Consider the following 14,066-nt stretch of genomic DNA (forward strand, 5'->3'; position numbering starts at 1 on the left):
TGCGGGAGGCTGTGGTGACAATCTCTGCAAGGTCGGAGCGCTCATCGGCCGGCGTCGGATTCGAGACGTCGACTACTACATCCACTCCCTGCGGGGCCTCTGCCAAACCCTGCCCGCTGACCAGGTCAACGCCGTAGGCCCGGGCGATTTCGACCCCCCCGACATCCCGGCCCTTCAGTCTGGCAACGACGCGGGTTCCGGCTGTGCCGTTGGCTCCGATTACACCGATGGTGAGCATGTCGTAACCCCGCTTTCGGCCCGATTTTGAAAGTCGCCGACACGTGCACATACCTGGGAAAACGCCGCCCAAACGGCCGGCGTTGTGTTCACTCGGTTGACCCGCGTGGCCATTACTAACCAGGTGGAATCGCCGGAGTTGCGCCGTAGGCGTTATGGCGGACTCCGCTCCGGGAAGCTGGTACAGGCCCAGGCGCAACCGGACAAGGCGGACGCTCTACGCGATGCGGGCAAGAAAGAGGCGGCAGCCGAATCCGCGCGTGCCTGCCCAGACGCCGCCGAAGCGCGCGATGGGCCCAGGCCGTGCTCAGCACTGGGCCCATTAGCGAAACCATTTGCGGTGCAATGTTTCGAACCGCCACACCGGGCTATAACTGCAAGAACGGTTTAGCGAGGTATCAGTTGGGCTTGGTCGATCGGATTGCGGGGATCGTTGCCTTTTTGCGCGCTGGTTACCCGAAAGGTATGCCCGTCAGAGGTTACGCGCCGCTGTTGGCGTTATTGCCCCGCCGGGTATCCGACGACGAGATCACCACGATCACAAGCGCACTCAGGCTGCCCCGCCGTAGGCCGATTGCCCCCGCCGATCTGAACGCCGACGTGGGGGTCGCGATCACCCGGATAACCGACGAGATGCCCTCGACGGATGACATCGAGCGCGTCAAGGCTCGACTCACCGAGAATCACTGATGAGCTGCAGCCGGTCAGCTACTCGGCGGCGGCGCCGCATCGTCGGAATGCGTTGCTGCCCATTCTAATTCAGCTTCGCGGACCCGGCGGTGGGTTAGTATCAGCCAGGCCACGCCGGCCGTAGCCGCGACCGCAGCCACGATCACGGCCACCGCGCCCGCGGCGAGGCGGCCGGTCGCCAATGCGGACAAGCCCACAATGAGCGCGATGACACCGCCTGCGACCCCAAGCAAGCCGGGCGCGTTTTTGCCTTCCTTCAGAGATTCGCCGGCATGCTGACGGCTGGTGCGTTCATGGTCCACTGGGTCGCGTCCGGGGTAATTCAAATCATTACTCCTCGTGAGAATGTGCTTTGCCAGGTTCATTTCGGCGCTGGCCGCCATCTACCCGTTGACCAGTAGGTCCAAACGCGACGCAGATCACCATGCGTTGGCGCCCCAGGTGTCGCACGCCGGGTGTTGACCAGTCCGATGTGGGTATCTACCACCCATAACGCGCCGACTGCAGAAACGAGAATCCGATGAACCACCCGGTCGCTGGCACCCTGGAACGGCCGCGGACTCCGCGTCACGGCGAACCCGCCGTCCTGTTCGACGTAGATGGGACGCTGGTGGATTCCAACTACGTTCACATCTGTGCGTGGCAACGCGCCTTCGACGAGGAAGGCATGCCGGTTGCGGCGTGGCGCTTGCATCGCTGTATTGGCATGGACGGCTCGAAGCTGATTCGCGTTCTGTCCGAGGACGCACCAGGCGACGTGCAGGACCGGCTCAGCGACGCACACAGCCGGTATTACCGCGATCTGGCATCGCTGTTGGAGCCGTTGCCCGGAGCGTGCGCGTTGCTGCGCAGTGTCGCCGATCTCGGCCTGCAGGTGGTGCTGGCGAGCTCGGCGCCCGACGACGAACTGGAAATACTACGCCGGGTGCTCGACTGCGAAGACGTCATCTCGGTCACCACGTCTTCACACGACGTCGACATCGCCAAACCCGAACCCGGCATCCTGCAAGTCGCCCTGGACCGCGCCGGTGTTACCGCCGATCGTGCCGTATTCGTTGGCGACGCGGTGTGGGATGCGAAAGCCGCAGTGGCCGCAGGGCTGCCGTGCATCGGTTTGCTGAGCGGCGGCATTTCCGGTGCGGAACTGCAAACAGCCGGTGCATCACCGATTTTCGCCGACCCGCAGGATCTGCTCGAGAATCTGGACTTGACCCGCATCGTGGAGCTGGCGCCCAGCCGCTAAGCGGCTCACCCGCGGTCGAGTTCGACCACCAGCGGCCGGTGGTCGGAGATCGGCATCAGCTCGGCCGCCGTGGAGCCACCGCGTAGCCGGCGGTCGTCGGTCAGGATGTGGTCGAGCTGCCGGTTGGGCGCGGGGGCGGGAAAGGTCGCCGCCACAGCCAGCGGCCGCATGCCCGACCAGCGGCCTACCGCCGCAGGCGTGAGGTTGAGATCTCCGATCAGCGGCCGTGGGTCCGGAAAGCCGCGCAGGTCGTGCATGAGTCGTCGCAGCTGGCGCAGGTTCCAGCCGGGTACGAACGACAAGTGGGTGTTGGCCACCGTCAGGTCGCCCAACGGGGTGTGCAGCTGCGCGATGACCGCCGCTCGCGGTTCCTCGTTGACGAGCTTCACCCGGTTGGGCCCGGGCAGATACATGGGAAAACGCATCGGAATCCGGGGCAGCCGCACCACCTGCCAACTGGCCGCCGGAAACCGCGATAGCAGCGCAATTCCATAGGCCGCCGTCCCGGGCTGTTCGTCACCGGTGGCGGCCATCCAGGTTGCCCCGGGGGTCCCGGAGATCGCGGCCACGAACCTGTGCTCGACGGCACCCATGGCTTCGGCCGCCGCCGCGGTGAGGTCGGCCCAATCTGACCGCGGTTGCTCAAAGTCGACCTCTTGCAAGGCGAGTATGTCGGGATCGAGGCGGCGGACGCAGTCACCCAGCCTTTCGGGATGCACCCCGTCGCCGACGGCGCGCCCGTGCAGGATGTTGAAGGTCGCCACCCGCACGGCTACTCTTGCGCTCCCGGCACCCCTTCGCCAGCGGCCACCGACCGGCCGTCGCCAGTGTCGAACACCTCGACGACGACGTCGGAGTCCAAGTATCGGCCAAGCGATATCAGCCCGGGTGTATCCGCGATGACCCGGTGGGCCGCGTCGCCGCTGAGCGGATAGTCGGCCACGGCGTGGCGCCAGTGTGCCGCAATGACATTCGCACCGGGATGCAGCCGGGGACATTCGCGGCGCAACGCCTCGGCGAGTGCGTCGGCGTGCAGGTAGTAGGCGACCTCGCTGAGCACCAGCAAATCGAAGGGGCCGACCGGCCACACGTCGTCCAGCGACTGGCGTCTCAGTGTCACTTGGCTACGGCAGCCGACTTCTTGCAGCCTCGCATCGGCGGTCCGCAGCGCCGCGTCGGCTACATCCACCGCGGTCACATGATCGCAGCGCTGCGCCAGCCGTGCGGTCAGCGTGCCGATCGAACAGCCCGGCTCGAACGCATGCCGGTAACGGCGATTCGGCAGCATCGCCAGCGTGATGTCGTACTTGCGCTGCTCGTACCACCGCGTCGATAGCCGCCATGGATCGTCGGCTCCCGCATAAATCCGGTCGAAGTAGGCGTCGGGCAGTCGCGCGGTCACCGGAACACCAGCTCTCCGACCGCGAGCAGTCGGTCGAGCACGAACGCCGGCAGCACCGGCTCCGGGCCCTGGGAATCCCGCTCGAATTGGCTGTGAAAGCATTGCGCGGCACGCTGTTTGCTATCGAGCGCCGACTCAGATACGGGCACCGAGTAGGCCCTGTCCCAGGGCACCGCGGGATCTGACGGGCCGGCCCAGTGCCACATCCAGATCGGATACTCCAGCAGCGCGACGCCGGTGCGCGCGCAGGCTTCTGCTGCCGCGCGTCCGACAGCCTCGTGGTCGGGATGCCCGTCGCCCCGCCAGGTGGCGGCACACCAGGTCCCGGGTGCAACACGGCCGAGGATCTCGGTCAGCGAATCGGCGAGCTGTTCCTCGTGGCCGGCCAATTCACCGTCGGGCAGCCCCAGCGACACGACCGAGCGGACGCCTAAAATGCTTGTTGCCCTGTGTAATTCGGCCTGCCGCGTGGTCTCAAGAAGACTCCGCTCCGAAGGCGACAAATCCGGCCGGGCGGCGCCGCCGTCGCTGACCGACACCACCTGAACGTCGACGCCCGACGTGGCCAAGTAAGAGATCGTTGCGCCCAAACCGAGAGTCTCGTCGTCGGGGTGTGGAGCTACTACGACCAGGCCTGGGCACCCGGTCAGATCCATTGCCGGCAAGGCTGATTCGTCGAGGGCGGCCAGCCATTTCTGCGCCGGCGTTCCCCCGCTCGACAGCGGTGTGGCCGCAAGCCGGACGCAGTTGCCGGTCGGAACCGTGTTCAAAGCATCCTCAGCACGGCCGCCCCGCCAGCCGCCCGAGCTCAGCCAAATCCCGCTCGGCGTGGCTTTGGCGCACGTAGATGGTCAGGTCGGCCACTCGCTGGGCGTGCCGGCCGTCTTGACATAGCGGGCCGGGCCCCAGGGCGCGGCCGGTACGGGTGATAGCTTCGTCGACCGCGTGTTCCACGACCGTGCGCGCGCGACGGGCCAGCAGCTGAGCGATGCCGGCCCGGTCGAAAGGATCGGAGTCGATCTGGGCCGCCGCGAATCCCAGTATCGCCTCGCCGGCGGCAAGTGCGGCGTCCACGGCGCCGAGGTGTGCGAGCGAGTACGCGTCAGCGGATTCGCTGCTGGCGCAACGATATAGGGGACCAGCGACCCTGCGGGCACCGCCGAGCCAGCAAGCGGCCACACCGATTGCGCCGTGCCAGAAGCCGGGTCTGCCCAGGTAGTCGCCCGGGTCGCCGACGGCGATGGCTTGGGCGTTGTGGAACTGAACCGGCCGGGTGTCGCTGCCCGCCATTCCCGCATTCCACCATGTGCTCGGTAGCGGTTTGACGGCGGGGTCGGTGATAGTCACCGCAAACAAGCCGCGTATTCCGTGGTCGATCCGGGCGGTCACCAGCGCGTGAGTGCAGAAGCCGGCGCCCGAGCACCACACCTTCGTGCCGTTGAGCACGAACGCGCCTCCGCCCATATCGCTGGCAGTTAGCACCGCGTCTGGGGACTCGGCCGCCCACACGCCCCACAGCTGACCCGGCTCGGGCGGCTTGGCGCCCAACTCGTCGAGGATCGCCACAGCGTCGACGTGAGCCTCGGCGATTCGGGCAGCCACGATGTCCTCTTCGGCCAGCAGCGCCAGGCGTTGCCAGCGTTCGGCGGTGCGTCCTGACGCGGGCAGTGGCAATTCCAGTCTCCCCGAGTCCAGCCAGTGCTTTACCAGGCCTGCCGTCATGCACTCCCTCCCGCCGCTGCCTGCCCCAATTGACCGAGGCGATGCGCGAATCCGTTTGGGGCCCGGGCCCGGTCACGCGCCGAGGTGATAACCGACAGTTCGGTGTCCCGGTGAACCCAGTAGCCGGCCCCCTCGAAACGCCTTACCAAATCAACGTCTTCGCCGGAGGGCAGCGTGCGAAAGCCGCCAACCCGCCAGTAGGCCCGAGCGCTGAAGCCCATATTCGCGCCGTGAATGTGCTCGTCCTGCGCTTTATACGCCTGCTCATAGCGCTCGGTGACGTCATTCGAATGATGCAGCCAGTCGGTGACACGCACCACGCCAAGAACCATGTCCGCGCCGACCTCCAGTTGGTGCACCAGCCAGCCGGGGTCGACTTTGCTGTCTGCATCGGTGGTGGCGTACCAGCACTCGGTGCCCTGTCCGTACAGCGAGCGGGCATAGCCGAAACCGGCCGCCCTCGCGGCACCGACGTTGCGGGCGTCGACGCTGATGAAGTGCACGTCGGGCCCGAACTGACCAGCCAAATTGGCGCTACCGTCGTTGCTGGCATCCAGGACCACCACAATCACGACGGGGATCGGTACACATAGAGCAGCGGTCAGCGCGGCACGCAAGCACGCCGGCAAGTTTGCCCGTTCATTGCAGGCCGGAATTACAACGGCAACCTGATCGTAGGCTCGAATAGCTGGCGCTGACATAGCTGCGGATTGCCCGTTTAACGACTACTTAAACGGACGCCACCGCTTCGGCCAGGTTGTCCTTTGCCGACGCCGGGTATGACCTGTCCACGATGACACCGATTGATACACCAAGAGATTCGCCGACGTCTGCGCGCATTGCGTGAGGCGCCGCGGTCGGCTGCGGCGCCATTGAAGGAGAACGGGCCGCGCTACGCTTTGGCGGGCAGCTACGCATTATGGGTTTACGGCGCACCCGAACTCAGTCACGACGTCGATCTGGCGATCGCGGCTGAAGTCACCCTCACCGACGCCGGATTCTGGGTCGAACATCCGCCGAAAAATGGCTTTTCAAGGCTCGCGTGGGCGAGACGGTCGTCGACGTGCTGGCGATCCGGGATACCGGTGCTGCCCGGGAGGCGCGGGCTATCGGCGAACGAGTCGACTGGGAGCGCGTCAGCGCCGACGCGGCGCGACTAGTGGTTACGCAGTTTGGTGATCAACTTGTCCTTGGTCAGAGATGAATACCCTGTCATACCAAGCTCTTTGGCTCGCCTCTTAAGCTCAGGCACTGTCCAGTCGGTGTAGGAACCGCTCTTGCCGCCCTTTCGCGCGACTGAGGACTTACCCCGCGCAGCGGCCGCATTGGAGATCCGCGCCGCCTTTTCCTTGGAATCGCCCTGTTTGCGCAGATCCTGGTACATCTTCTCGTTCTTGATCGACGGGTTCGGCACGTTCGTCGCCTTTCTGTGCGTTATGAGACACCGGTGCCAGGGTGCCCGGGCCCGATGGTGGTCAAACGGGCACGGTGGGGGGCCCGACGTCTGTGGGTCGCGTCGACGAGCCGTCTGGCCAGGCCTCTCAGGCAAGGTATGCCGTCCCGCGGAACCTGTTTCGGGACTGGTTTTCGTCGCGGAGAGGTTGTCTCGAGCCTGAACTTGCCGGACTTGGCGTACGGGTTGGACTTCGAGCTCCCGGCTGAGATCGGGTCTCGCCGGCGATCTTCGGCGCCGCCCTCGCGCAGCCACCCAACGGTCTGGATGATTGCCTGAACTTTATTGGGGTAACCGAACCTGGTGAATCGGGCAATCCGCGAACCCGTCGAGTTGCGCGGTGGGGTGGCGGTGGGGGCTTCAGTCGGGGGTACCGAAGCGCCGACGAGTGTGGCTGCCGGGCTGTCGCCCCGGGCGCCCCACGCCTACTTGGTGGCCGCGCAGGTCCGCTGCCGCCGGGGTACGAAAATTAGCAGCGATCAAGTCGTGCGGAGTATCACGATAGGTGAGTCACCCGATGGGTGAGGACACAACCAGCGGCTTTCCGTCGGTCGTCCCCGGCGGGGAGGCGGCGGTGCCTGAATCCTCGCCGGCGATCTGGATCGACATCGAACGCCACCGCGACGTGCCCATCCTGGTCATGCATGGCGCGTTGGATAGCGACACGTATCGCCAGGTGCGCGACACCATCATCAAGGCAGCGCTGGACGAGCCGCGCGCGGTGATTGTCGACGTCAACGACCTGTCGGTGCCGTCCGCCTCGGCGTGGTCGGTGTTCACCAGCGCGCGCTGGCATGTGAGCATCTGGCCGGACGTGCCGATCCTCCTCGTATGCGCAAACCTGCAGCGTCGACTGACCATCGCCGGCGGAGGCGTGGCCCGGTACGTGCCGGTGCATGCGACCCGCGCGGCGGTACTTCAAACCGTCGCCGCCCAGGCGTCGCACGGCCGGCGGCGCGCGCGGGCCCAACTCCCCGCGAGCGAAGTCAGTATTGGATTGAGCCGAAACCTCATCGCTGACTGGCTCACCGCGTGGGGACAGCCCCGGCTGATTCCGATCGCCAGCACGGTGGCCACGGTCTTCATCGGAAACGTCCTCGCCTATACCGAAAGTGCGCCGGTATTAACCGTCGAGAATTACGAGGAGACCATCACCGTCGCCGTGGGGGATGACAGCCAAGTCCCCGCGAGCCTCCACGAAGACGCCGACCACGGCATCGAAATCCTGTCTGGTTTGGCTCTGGTTTCCGCGCTCTGCCGGTCCTGGGGTAGCGCCCCGACGTCGTCGGGCAAGACGCTTTGGGCGGTGATCGGTCGCGAAAACCAGCTATAGCGCCGCGACACCAGGAACGGCCTGCTCGGGGTATCGATCGTGTTCTTCGACGTCACCGCGGCATGCATGCGTAGTCCCAGGATGGCAGACGAAAGCTTAGGCCGCCGTTTACGGGTTGGCAGTCCAGGGTATGCCTGGATATCCGCCGAACTCAATTTTGAGAAATGTCTCGGCGCGCGCAGAGTCTGCAAATAGGAAGTTGCTGTGAAGATCGCGATCGTCAGCGGCGACGACGCCAACGGTGACGACGCCGGCCAGTTATGTGCCGCTCTTACAGCCCAAGGGCATCACGTCACAGCCTACGTCCGGCGACACGGTCGGCGCCGTGCAGGAAAGAATACGAAACACCCGTACCAGGTAGTCGCAATGGCCATCGGGCCGGACGTGACGCGGCCCGCGCGCGACGTTTTGCCTTTTGTCGGTGAATGGGCGGCCAAGCTCGAGCGCCATTGGTCATCGCATCCACCTGCCGTCGTGCACGCGCACGGCTGGCTGGGGGGGTTGGCCGCTCAACTCGCGGCACGGCAACAGCGTCTGCCGACGGTCCAAAGCTTCTACGGCTTGGCCACCGCGCCAAAGTCGGCCGACTGTAGGCACGTAGAAACCGAGCGCGAACGTATTGAGCCACTACTGGCCCGCAACGCGACCTGGGTGACGGTCGAGAGCAGCTCGGACGTCGACGCGGTGGCCAGGCTGCGCCGCAGCCGAGCACGAGTGTCGGTACTGCTGGGCGGCGTCGACGTCGAGCGATACACCCCGGTCGGTCCGGCACTAGCGCATGGCGACCTGTTTCGCGTTGTTTGCCTGGCGTCGAATCCATTGCTGGGCAATGGATTCGACATCGTTGTCCGGGCACTGCCCAAGGTGCCGGGCACCGAGCTGGTTGTCGCGGAAACCGCTGGCGCTGACCCCTGTCACGACGAGGCGCGCTCCGGGCTCAAACAGCTCGCCACGGAGTTGGGTGTAGCGGATCGGGTCCGCTTCGTGAGCACGGCCGTCGGCGACCAGCTGCCACAGCTGCTGCGCTCCGCCGACGTGGTTGCCTGTACCCCGCGTGAGCCGACACGGGCGGCAGCGGTGCTCCAGGCAATGGCCAGTGGAGCGCCGGTGGTGGCGCTGCCCATCGGTGTCCTCGGCGACGCCATCGTGCATGGGGTAACCGGACTCCTGCTGTCGCCGAGTGATCCCCTCGAGCTGGTCGGTGCATTGAGAAGCCTTCAGGGGCAACGCTTTCGTCGTGAGAGCATGGGCGCGGCCGGTCGAAGCCGAGTGCTGTCACGCTTCACCTGGGACCGTATGGCGCTCGAATCCCTGACCATTTACCAACGGCTCACGCTACCAACGGCTCACGTCGGCTGACCTGCGACCGGAGCAGTCCCCACAGCACTTAGCACTCGCAGCCCGAGGGCGCACGGTGACGCGAGCCCGGCTGGCCGGGTTCTCTACGGCCAGAATTCGCACGCCTCTCTCAACCAGTGACTGGGTGTCCATTATCGGTGTCGTGTTTTTTCGCCGGCGTCGCGGTGTCGGCGCGGCGAACGCGGCGGTGGGCGGTCAGCAGTAGTTGATCGAACCTAGATTGGGAGATAGCGCTGTGTCCGGCCGTGCGGAAGTCGTGAGTGATCTGTTTTGCCAGCAGTCGCAGTTTCACGTTTGCCTCCTGGGACAACCACTTGAGCAGGTTGAACGCCGCGTCGCCGCTGATGCCGTAGATCAGCATCAACATGCCCTTGGCCTGCTCGATGCCGGAGCGGTTCTCGGCGATCTCGGCCAGTTTCGCCGTGACGAGGTCCTCGTGTGCCTGCCCGCGCAACGGGGACACGTCGATGTAAAAACCGTGTGTCCCGATCACCGCACCACGTTCGTCGTAGAGCCGGTCACCGACCACGGCGACGTGATGCACACTGCCGCGAGTGTCGATGATGCGATGACGCGTGCTGAACGCATTGTGCGTGTGCAGAATTTCGTCAATCGTAGCCGCGACCTGACGGCGGTCGTCCGGGTGTTTATGGGCGAGTACCAGTTCGGTCGTCGGGGTTACGCTGCCCGGCTCATAGCCGTGCATCTGCTGCACCTGTTCGGACCACTCCCACCGTTGGTCGGCGAAGTGAAACCGAAACCAGCCGACGCCCTGTGGCGCGCCGCCGGCCAAGGCTTGTTCGACATCGGCCAACTGGCCATTGACATCCCAGCTCATCGCTAACCTTGCCTCCTCGGGTTCGGTTGACTGCAGCCGACAGGTGCTAGCGCGGCGGTGGCCGCCAGTGTCATGGCACTCGCGGCCGCCGCGTTGTGCATCCGAGTGATCAGGCGTCTATGACCTCGCGCTTGGGGGCGCTGTCGTCGAGTGCCCGGTGGCTGTTGCCACGGCCGACAGAGATTTTGCGAGGCTTGGCTCTTTCGGCCACGGGGATGGTCAATCTGAGGACGCCCTCGTGATAGGCGGCCTGGATCCTGTCGGTGTCGAGGTTTTCGCCGAGCACCAGCTGACGGCTGAATACTCCGCGCGGCCGTTCGGTGGCCAGCATTTCCCGGTTGGGGTCGACACCGGGGCGCTCGGCCCGCACGGTCACCACATTCCGCTCGATATCGATGTCCAGCGAGTCGGCGTTGATGCCGGGCAGGTCGAACTCGACGACGAACTCTTCGCCCTCGCGCCAGGCGTCCATCGGCATCACCGCCGGGCGGGAGGCCGTGCCCAGCACCTGTTGGGCGAAGCGGTCCAGCTCACGGAACGGGTCAGTACGCATCAACATCGCGGTCACCTCTCACTCCAATCTGCTGTCTTGTTCCAATCATTTTGTATGTCATCGAACATAGATTTGATATACCATCACCAACACTTCAGCGCAAGTGTGATATATAGGTTTTCTGTGACTGATCGAGGAGGCGTCCGGTGACCGATCGTCGTGACGCCAATGATGGGCCGGCACCCGGCCGCGGGGTGTATGGCATCTCGGTGGCCGCCGAACTCTCCGGCATCCCGGTGCAGTCGCTGCGCCTGTACGAGCGTTATGGGCTGCTCACACCAGCTCGAAGCGATGGCGGTACTCGGCGCTACAGCGCCGATGACCTGGCCCGGCTGCAACGCATCAGCGCTCTGGTCGATGCCGGAATCAACCTGGCCGGCATTGCCCGAATCCTCAACCTGGAAGACGACAATGCCGACTTGCGATCGACCAACCGCACTTTGCGCGATGCGGCGAGGACGGCTCGGTCTAAGCCCGGCCCAGAGTCTGGTGACCCGCCGAATAGCTAACGGCGACAGCGTATCTGGCGGGTACGGCTCGGGCGATCCGGAGTGCGAGTCGAACCAGTCGATCGGCATTTCGATGCGCTGAGCAATCTGACGGCGATCATGCCATCGGTCGCTGGCCGCTGTGGGCCTGCCTGCTTGTCGTGCTGACCTCACCGGTGACCGTCATCGTCGCCTACGAACTCTTCGAGTGGCGATCGCTCACCAAGCAACTCGACGACGCGATCGGGGCCGGCGCACCGGATCAGTAGCATGGCGTCATGGTTCAGATCCACGTGGAGCGCACCATCGCCGCACCTCCGGAACGTGTCTTCGACTGGCTGGCCGACCCGGTCAATTTGGCCGCCGCGCCATTGTCGCTCAAGGGGTTCTGGGAGAAGGGCACCGTGGGGCCGGGGAAGGGCGCGGTGCGGCGCGTGATCGCGGCCGGACCGTGGTTTCGCGAAGAGATCACCGCCTACGATCGGCCGCGCAGCTATACCTATCTGATCATCGGGGGGTTTCCGCCGTTCCGGCACGACGGTGGCACGCTGACGTTCACCCCGACAGGCGCGGATAACCCAGGCACCCATGTGGACTGGCTGACGAATTACACCCACCCGGCCTACGCGGGAGGCAAGGTTCTGGAGAAGCTGACCCGTCCGCTGCTTCGCTCCAGCTTCGTGGCGATCCTCGACGCCTGCGCCACGGCGTTGGAGAAGTAGACCGATGTCGGTTGCGCTGCTGCGCGAGATGTTCGACCGGATGGTGGTCGGCAAGAACGCGGACCTCGTCGAGCACTACTACGACCCGGATTTCGTGATGTATTCCGACGGGCTGACCCAGGATTTCGCCGCATTCCACCGCAGCCACCGCGAGATCTATTCCACGGCAATCAGTTACGCGGTCGAATACGACGAAGAGGCGTGGGTGGAGGCGGCGGACAAGGTCGCCGGCCGGGTGTGGATCACCACGTCACGCCCGGGTGAGCAGCCCACCCGCATCGAGGTCGTGCTGATCGCCGCCTTCCGCAACGGCCGGATCCACCGCGTCTGGGAGACGACATGGCCCAGTTGGCGCGGCGTGGCTGCGCTCGAAAATTACTGACCGTCAACGCGATCCACTCAAGCGCTGCATCAGTTGTGTGGCGGCGTAGCGCCCGCTGAGCACGGCGCCGTGCGCCGACGCGGGATTGTCGGCGCCGACGGCCTCACCGGCCAGGTAAAGCCGGTCGCCGATGGGTTCCTGCAGGCGGCGACGGTCGTCCAGACCGGAGCCGGGTGCGTGGAACGAGTACGCGCCGCGCGCAAAGGGGTCGGTGGTCCAACTCGACGTCCGGACTTCGACCAGGGAGACGTCGTCGCCGAACAGCTGACGGGCGATGGGCAGCGCGCCGGCCATCAGGTCTGGGGGAGAGGACGATTCCACGGACCGGCCGCGTTCACCGGCGTTGAAAGCCACCATGATCGGCCCGGCGGCGGCAGGCAGGCTGAACCATTGCGCCCACAGGCCCGGCTCGGTCCCGATGAACTGGTAGAAGGCGTTGTCCGCGTTCCAGGTTCGGCGGTTGAAGCGGAAGAAGCTCTTGGACAGCACGCCGAATCCCAGGGCGCTCACGGCGTGGGCGTGTGCGTCGGGAAGGGGCGGGTCAAAGCTGATCGCACCGGATTTCAGAACTCCTAGGGGAACGGTCACGATCGCGGCGGGACCCTCCAACGACTGGTTTCCGGCCGCCACCACGACGGATTTGTCTCGCCGGGCTATCGCGGTTACCGGTGTGTTCAGCACGATCGGCAGGCCGTTGGCGAGCAGCTTGGGCAGCGCGTCGTAGCCGCTCGGGATGATCACGTCGTCGCCGCCGGTGTACTTGCCCTCGTCCCACGTCGTCGCGGAGAGTTGCTCGGCTTCGGCGGCGTATTCGTCGGCGATTTCAGTGGTGAGGTAGAACGCCAACTGCGCGCGCTCGTTGTCGGAGAGCTCTTCGGTTGCCGCGGCGGCGTTGACGGCAGCGCCCAGGCTCCCGCCGTCGACCTGGTCACGAGCCCGCGCTACGAACTTGCGCCAGTGCTTTTCGTGGTAATCCATCGGCTGCAGGCGAGGATCAACGGCCAGCTTCGCCGAGCTGTAGTAGTCGGTGTGGACGGTCTGAAGCTGTGCTTTCTGCGCCAGCTCCGTCAGCGGATTGCCCTGTGTGCCTTGGATCCAGGATGCGCCCATGTCCAGCGGAACGCCCCAGTCGCGGTTGGTGTACACCCGGCCGCCGATGCGATCGCGGGCTTCGATCAACCGCACCGGCCATCCCGCGTCGGCCAGGCTGCGTCCGGCGGCCAAACCCGCCATCCCGGCGCCGATGATGAGGACGGACTTGGTGTCTGGCGGGGGCGGATGATCCGTGGAACGTGCCGCACAGGCGGCCGTCAGCCCACCGCCGAGCACGGTCGCCGTGGCCGCCAAGAACTCCCGACGCGATATCGGGGACACGCCTGTCATGTTGCACGGTCGTGCTGAAATCCGCAGCTCTATCTTTAGTGATTCGCGTGGTTCCTCGTTGATTTGGGGTTAAACTCGCGAACATCCGGAGGGCAGGCAACGGGGCCGTGTTCGAGGGGGGAAGCGACGATGGATGCTCGGCGACCGACCAGCGTTGGCATTGAATTGCCGCCCAGTCGCACCCTGACTGTCCGCGCGGCGGATGGCACCGCTTTACACACAGAGGTGTTCGGGCGACCGGATGGCTATCCGATTGTCTTG

General features: G+C 65.4%; 17 protein-coding genes and 3 pseudogenes. 9 read left to right on the forward strand and 11 right to left on the reverse strand.

All coding sequences use genetic code 11. The features are described 5' to 3' along the window. A pseudogene (locus tag VML93_RS07905) lies at nt 1-238 on the reverse strand (NmrA family protein); the annotation flags it as partial. A gap of 186 nt (nt 239-424) precedes the next feature. On the opposite strand from VML93_RS07905, the pseudogene VML93_RS07910 reads away from it, so the two are divergent. Then, nucleotides 425-526, forward strand: a pseudogene (locus VML93_RS07910) (CsbD family protein); the annotation flags it as partial. A gap of 176 nt (nt 527-702) precedes the next feature. Further along, a complete protein-coding gene (locus VML93_RS07915; RefSeq protein ID WP_414686301.1) occupies nt 703-927 on the forward strand; it encodes a DUF3349 domain-containing protein in 225 nt (74 codons plus the stop codon). Nucleotides 928-941: 14 nt separating this feature from the next. Here VML93_RS07915 and VML93_RS07920 read toward each other — a convergent pair whose 3' ends face one another. Continuing rightward, nucleotides 942-1,310 carry a hypothetical protein gene (locus tag VML93_RS07920; RefSeq protein ID WP_325609381.1) on the reverse strand — a complete coding sequence of 123 codons (369 nt, stop codon included), beginning with the start codon at nt 1,308-1,310 and terminating at the stop codon, nt 942-944. A 137-nt stretch (nt 1,311-1,447) separates the two neighbouring features. Between VML93_RS07920 and VML93_RS07925 the strand changes: the two genes are divergently transcribed. Next, nucleotides 1,448-2,170 (forward strand): HAD family hydrolase, encoded by a 723-nt coding sequence (locus tag VML93_RS07925; protein ID WP_325609383.1) that lies wholly within the window; start codon nt 1,448-1,450, stop codon nt 2,168-2,170. 5 nt (nt 2,171-2,175) lie between these two features. Here the strand turns inward: VML93_RS07925 and VML93_RS07930 are convergent, their stop codons facing one another. From VML93_RS07930 to VML93_RS07960, 6 genes are all read right to left on the reverse strand, one after another. Further along, the gene (locus VML93_RS07930; RefSeq protein WP_325609385.1) at nt 2,176-2,940 is read right to left on the reverse strand and encodes an endonuclease/exonuclease/phosphatase family protein; all 765 of its coding nucleotides are present in this window, start codon (nt 2,938-2,940) and stop codon (nt 2,176-2,178) included. A 2-nt stretch (nt 2,941-2,942) separates the two neighbouring features. Continuing rightward, nucleotides 2,943-3,572, reverse strand: a complete 630-nt coding sequence (locus VML93_RS07935; RefSeq protein WP_325609387.1) for an SAM-dependent methyltransferase — start codon at nt 3,570-3,572, stop codon at nt 2,943-2,945. Next, nucleotides 3,569-4,342, reverse strand: coding sequence for a PIG-L deacetylase family protein (locus VML93_RS07940; RefSeq protein ID WP_325609389.1), 774 nt, complete (start codon nt 4,340-4,342; stop codon nt 3,569-3,571). Before VML93_RS07940 ends, VML93_RS07935 begins: the two co-directional genes overlap by 4 nt. A gap of 7 nt (nt 4,343-4,349) precedes the next feature. Next, nucleotides 4,350-5,294, reverse strand: a complete 945-nt coding sequence (locus VML93_RS07945; RefSeq protein WP_325609391.1) for an acyl-CoA dehydrogenase — start codon at nt 5,292-5,294, stop codon at nt 4,350-4,352. Continuing rightward, nucleotides 5,291-5,995, reverse strand: coding sequence for a glycosyltransferase (locus VML93_RS07950; RefSeq protein ID WP_325609393.1), 705 nt, complete (start codon nt 5,993-5,995; stop codon nt 5,291-5,293). The genes VML93_RS07945 and VML93_RS07950 overlap by 4 nt, the downstream gene beginning before the upstream one ends. Before the next feature lie 455 nt (nt 5,996-6,450). After that, a complete protein-coding gene (locus VML93_RS07960) occupies nt 6,451-6,708 on the reverse strand; it encodes a DUF7218 family protein (RefSeq protein ID WP_325609396.1) in 258 nt (85 codons plus the stop codon). Nucleotides 6,709-7,321: 613 nt separating this feature from the next. Here VML93_RS07960 and VML93_RS07965 point away from each other — a divergent pair. Together VML93_RS07965 and VML93_RS07970 are read left to right on the forward strand one after the other, a co-directional pair. Beyond that, nucleotides 7,322-8,080 (forward strand): STAS domain-containing protein, encoded by a 759-nt coding sequence (locus VML93_RS07965; protein ID WP_414686302.1) that lies wholly within the window; start codon nt 7,322-7,324, stop codon nt 8,078-8,080. A gap of 204 nt (nt 8,081-8,284) precedes the next feature. After that, a complete protein-coding gene (locus VML93_RS07970) occupies nt 8,285-9,439 on the forward strand; it encodes a glycosyltransferase (protein WP_325609400.1) in 1,155 nt (384 codons plus the stop codon). 109 nt (nt 9,440-9,548) lie between these two features. On the opposite strand, the gene VML93_RS07975 is transcribed toward VML93_RS07970, so the two are convergent. Next, nucleotides 9,549-10,277, reverse strand: coding sequence for a PAS and ANTAR domain-containing protein (locus VML93_RS07975; RefSeq protein WP_325609402.1), 729 nt, complete (start codon nt 10,275-10,277; stop codon nt 9,549-9,551). Between the two features lie 109 nt (nt 10,278-10,386). Continuing rightward, entirely contained in the window at nt 10,387-10,836 is a 450-nt protein-coding gene (locus tag VML93_RS07980; RefSeq protein WP_325609404.1) for an HSP20 family small heat-shock protein, read from the reverse strand. A 140-nt stretch (nt 10,837-10,976) separates the two neighbouring features. Between VML93_RS07980 and VML93_RS07985 the strand changes: the two genes are divergently transcribed. The 3 genes from VML93_RS07985 (at nt 10,977) to VML93_RS07995 (ending at nt 12,422) form a co-directional block, all read left to right on the forward strand. Continuing rightward, nucleotides 10,977-11,339, forward strand: a complete 363-nt coding sequence (locus VML93_RS07985) for a helix-turn-helix transcriptional regulator (protein ID WP_325609406.1) — start codon at nt 10,977-10,979, stop codon at nt 11,337-11,339. Nucleotides 11,340-11,596: 257 nt separating this feature from the next. Beyond that, nucleotides 11,597-12,040: an SRPBCC family protein gene (locus tag VML93_RS07990; protein WP_325609408.1), complete on the forward strand. Its 444-nt coding sequence runs from the start codon at nt 11,597-11,599 to the stop codon at nt 12,038-12,040. Between the two features lie 4 nt (nt 12,041-12,044). Beyond that, nucleotides 12,045-12,422 (forward strand): nuclear transport factor 2 family protein, encoded by a 378-nt coding sequence (locus tag VML93_RS07995; protein WP_325609410.1) that lies wholly within the window; start codon nt 12,045-12,047, stop codon nt 12,420-12,422. 3 nt (nt 12,423-12,425) lie between these two features. Here the strand turns inward: VML93_RS07995 and VML93_RS08000 are convergent, their stop codons facing one another. Next, the gene (locus VML93_RS08000) at nt 12,426-13,796 is read right to left on the reverse strand and encodes an NAD(P)/FAD-dependent oxidoreductase (protein ID WP_325609412.1); all 1,371 of its coding nucleotides are present in this window, start codon (nt 13,794-13,796) and stop codon (nt 12,426-12,428) included. Between the two features lie 138 nt (nt 13,797-13,934). Between VML93_RS08000 and VML93_RS08005 the strand changes: the two are divergent. Next, nucleotides 13,935-14,066, forward strand: a pseudogene (locus tag VML93_RS08005) (alpha/beta hydrolase); the annotation flags it as partial.

The sequence above is a fragment of the Mycobacterium sp. genome (assembly GCF_035499775.1).
In the GTDB taxonomy this organism is placed as follows: Bacteria; Actinomycetota; Actinomycetes; order Mycobacteriales; family Mycobacteriaceae; genus Mycobacterium.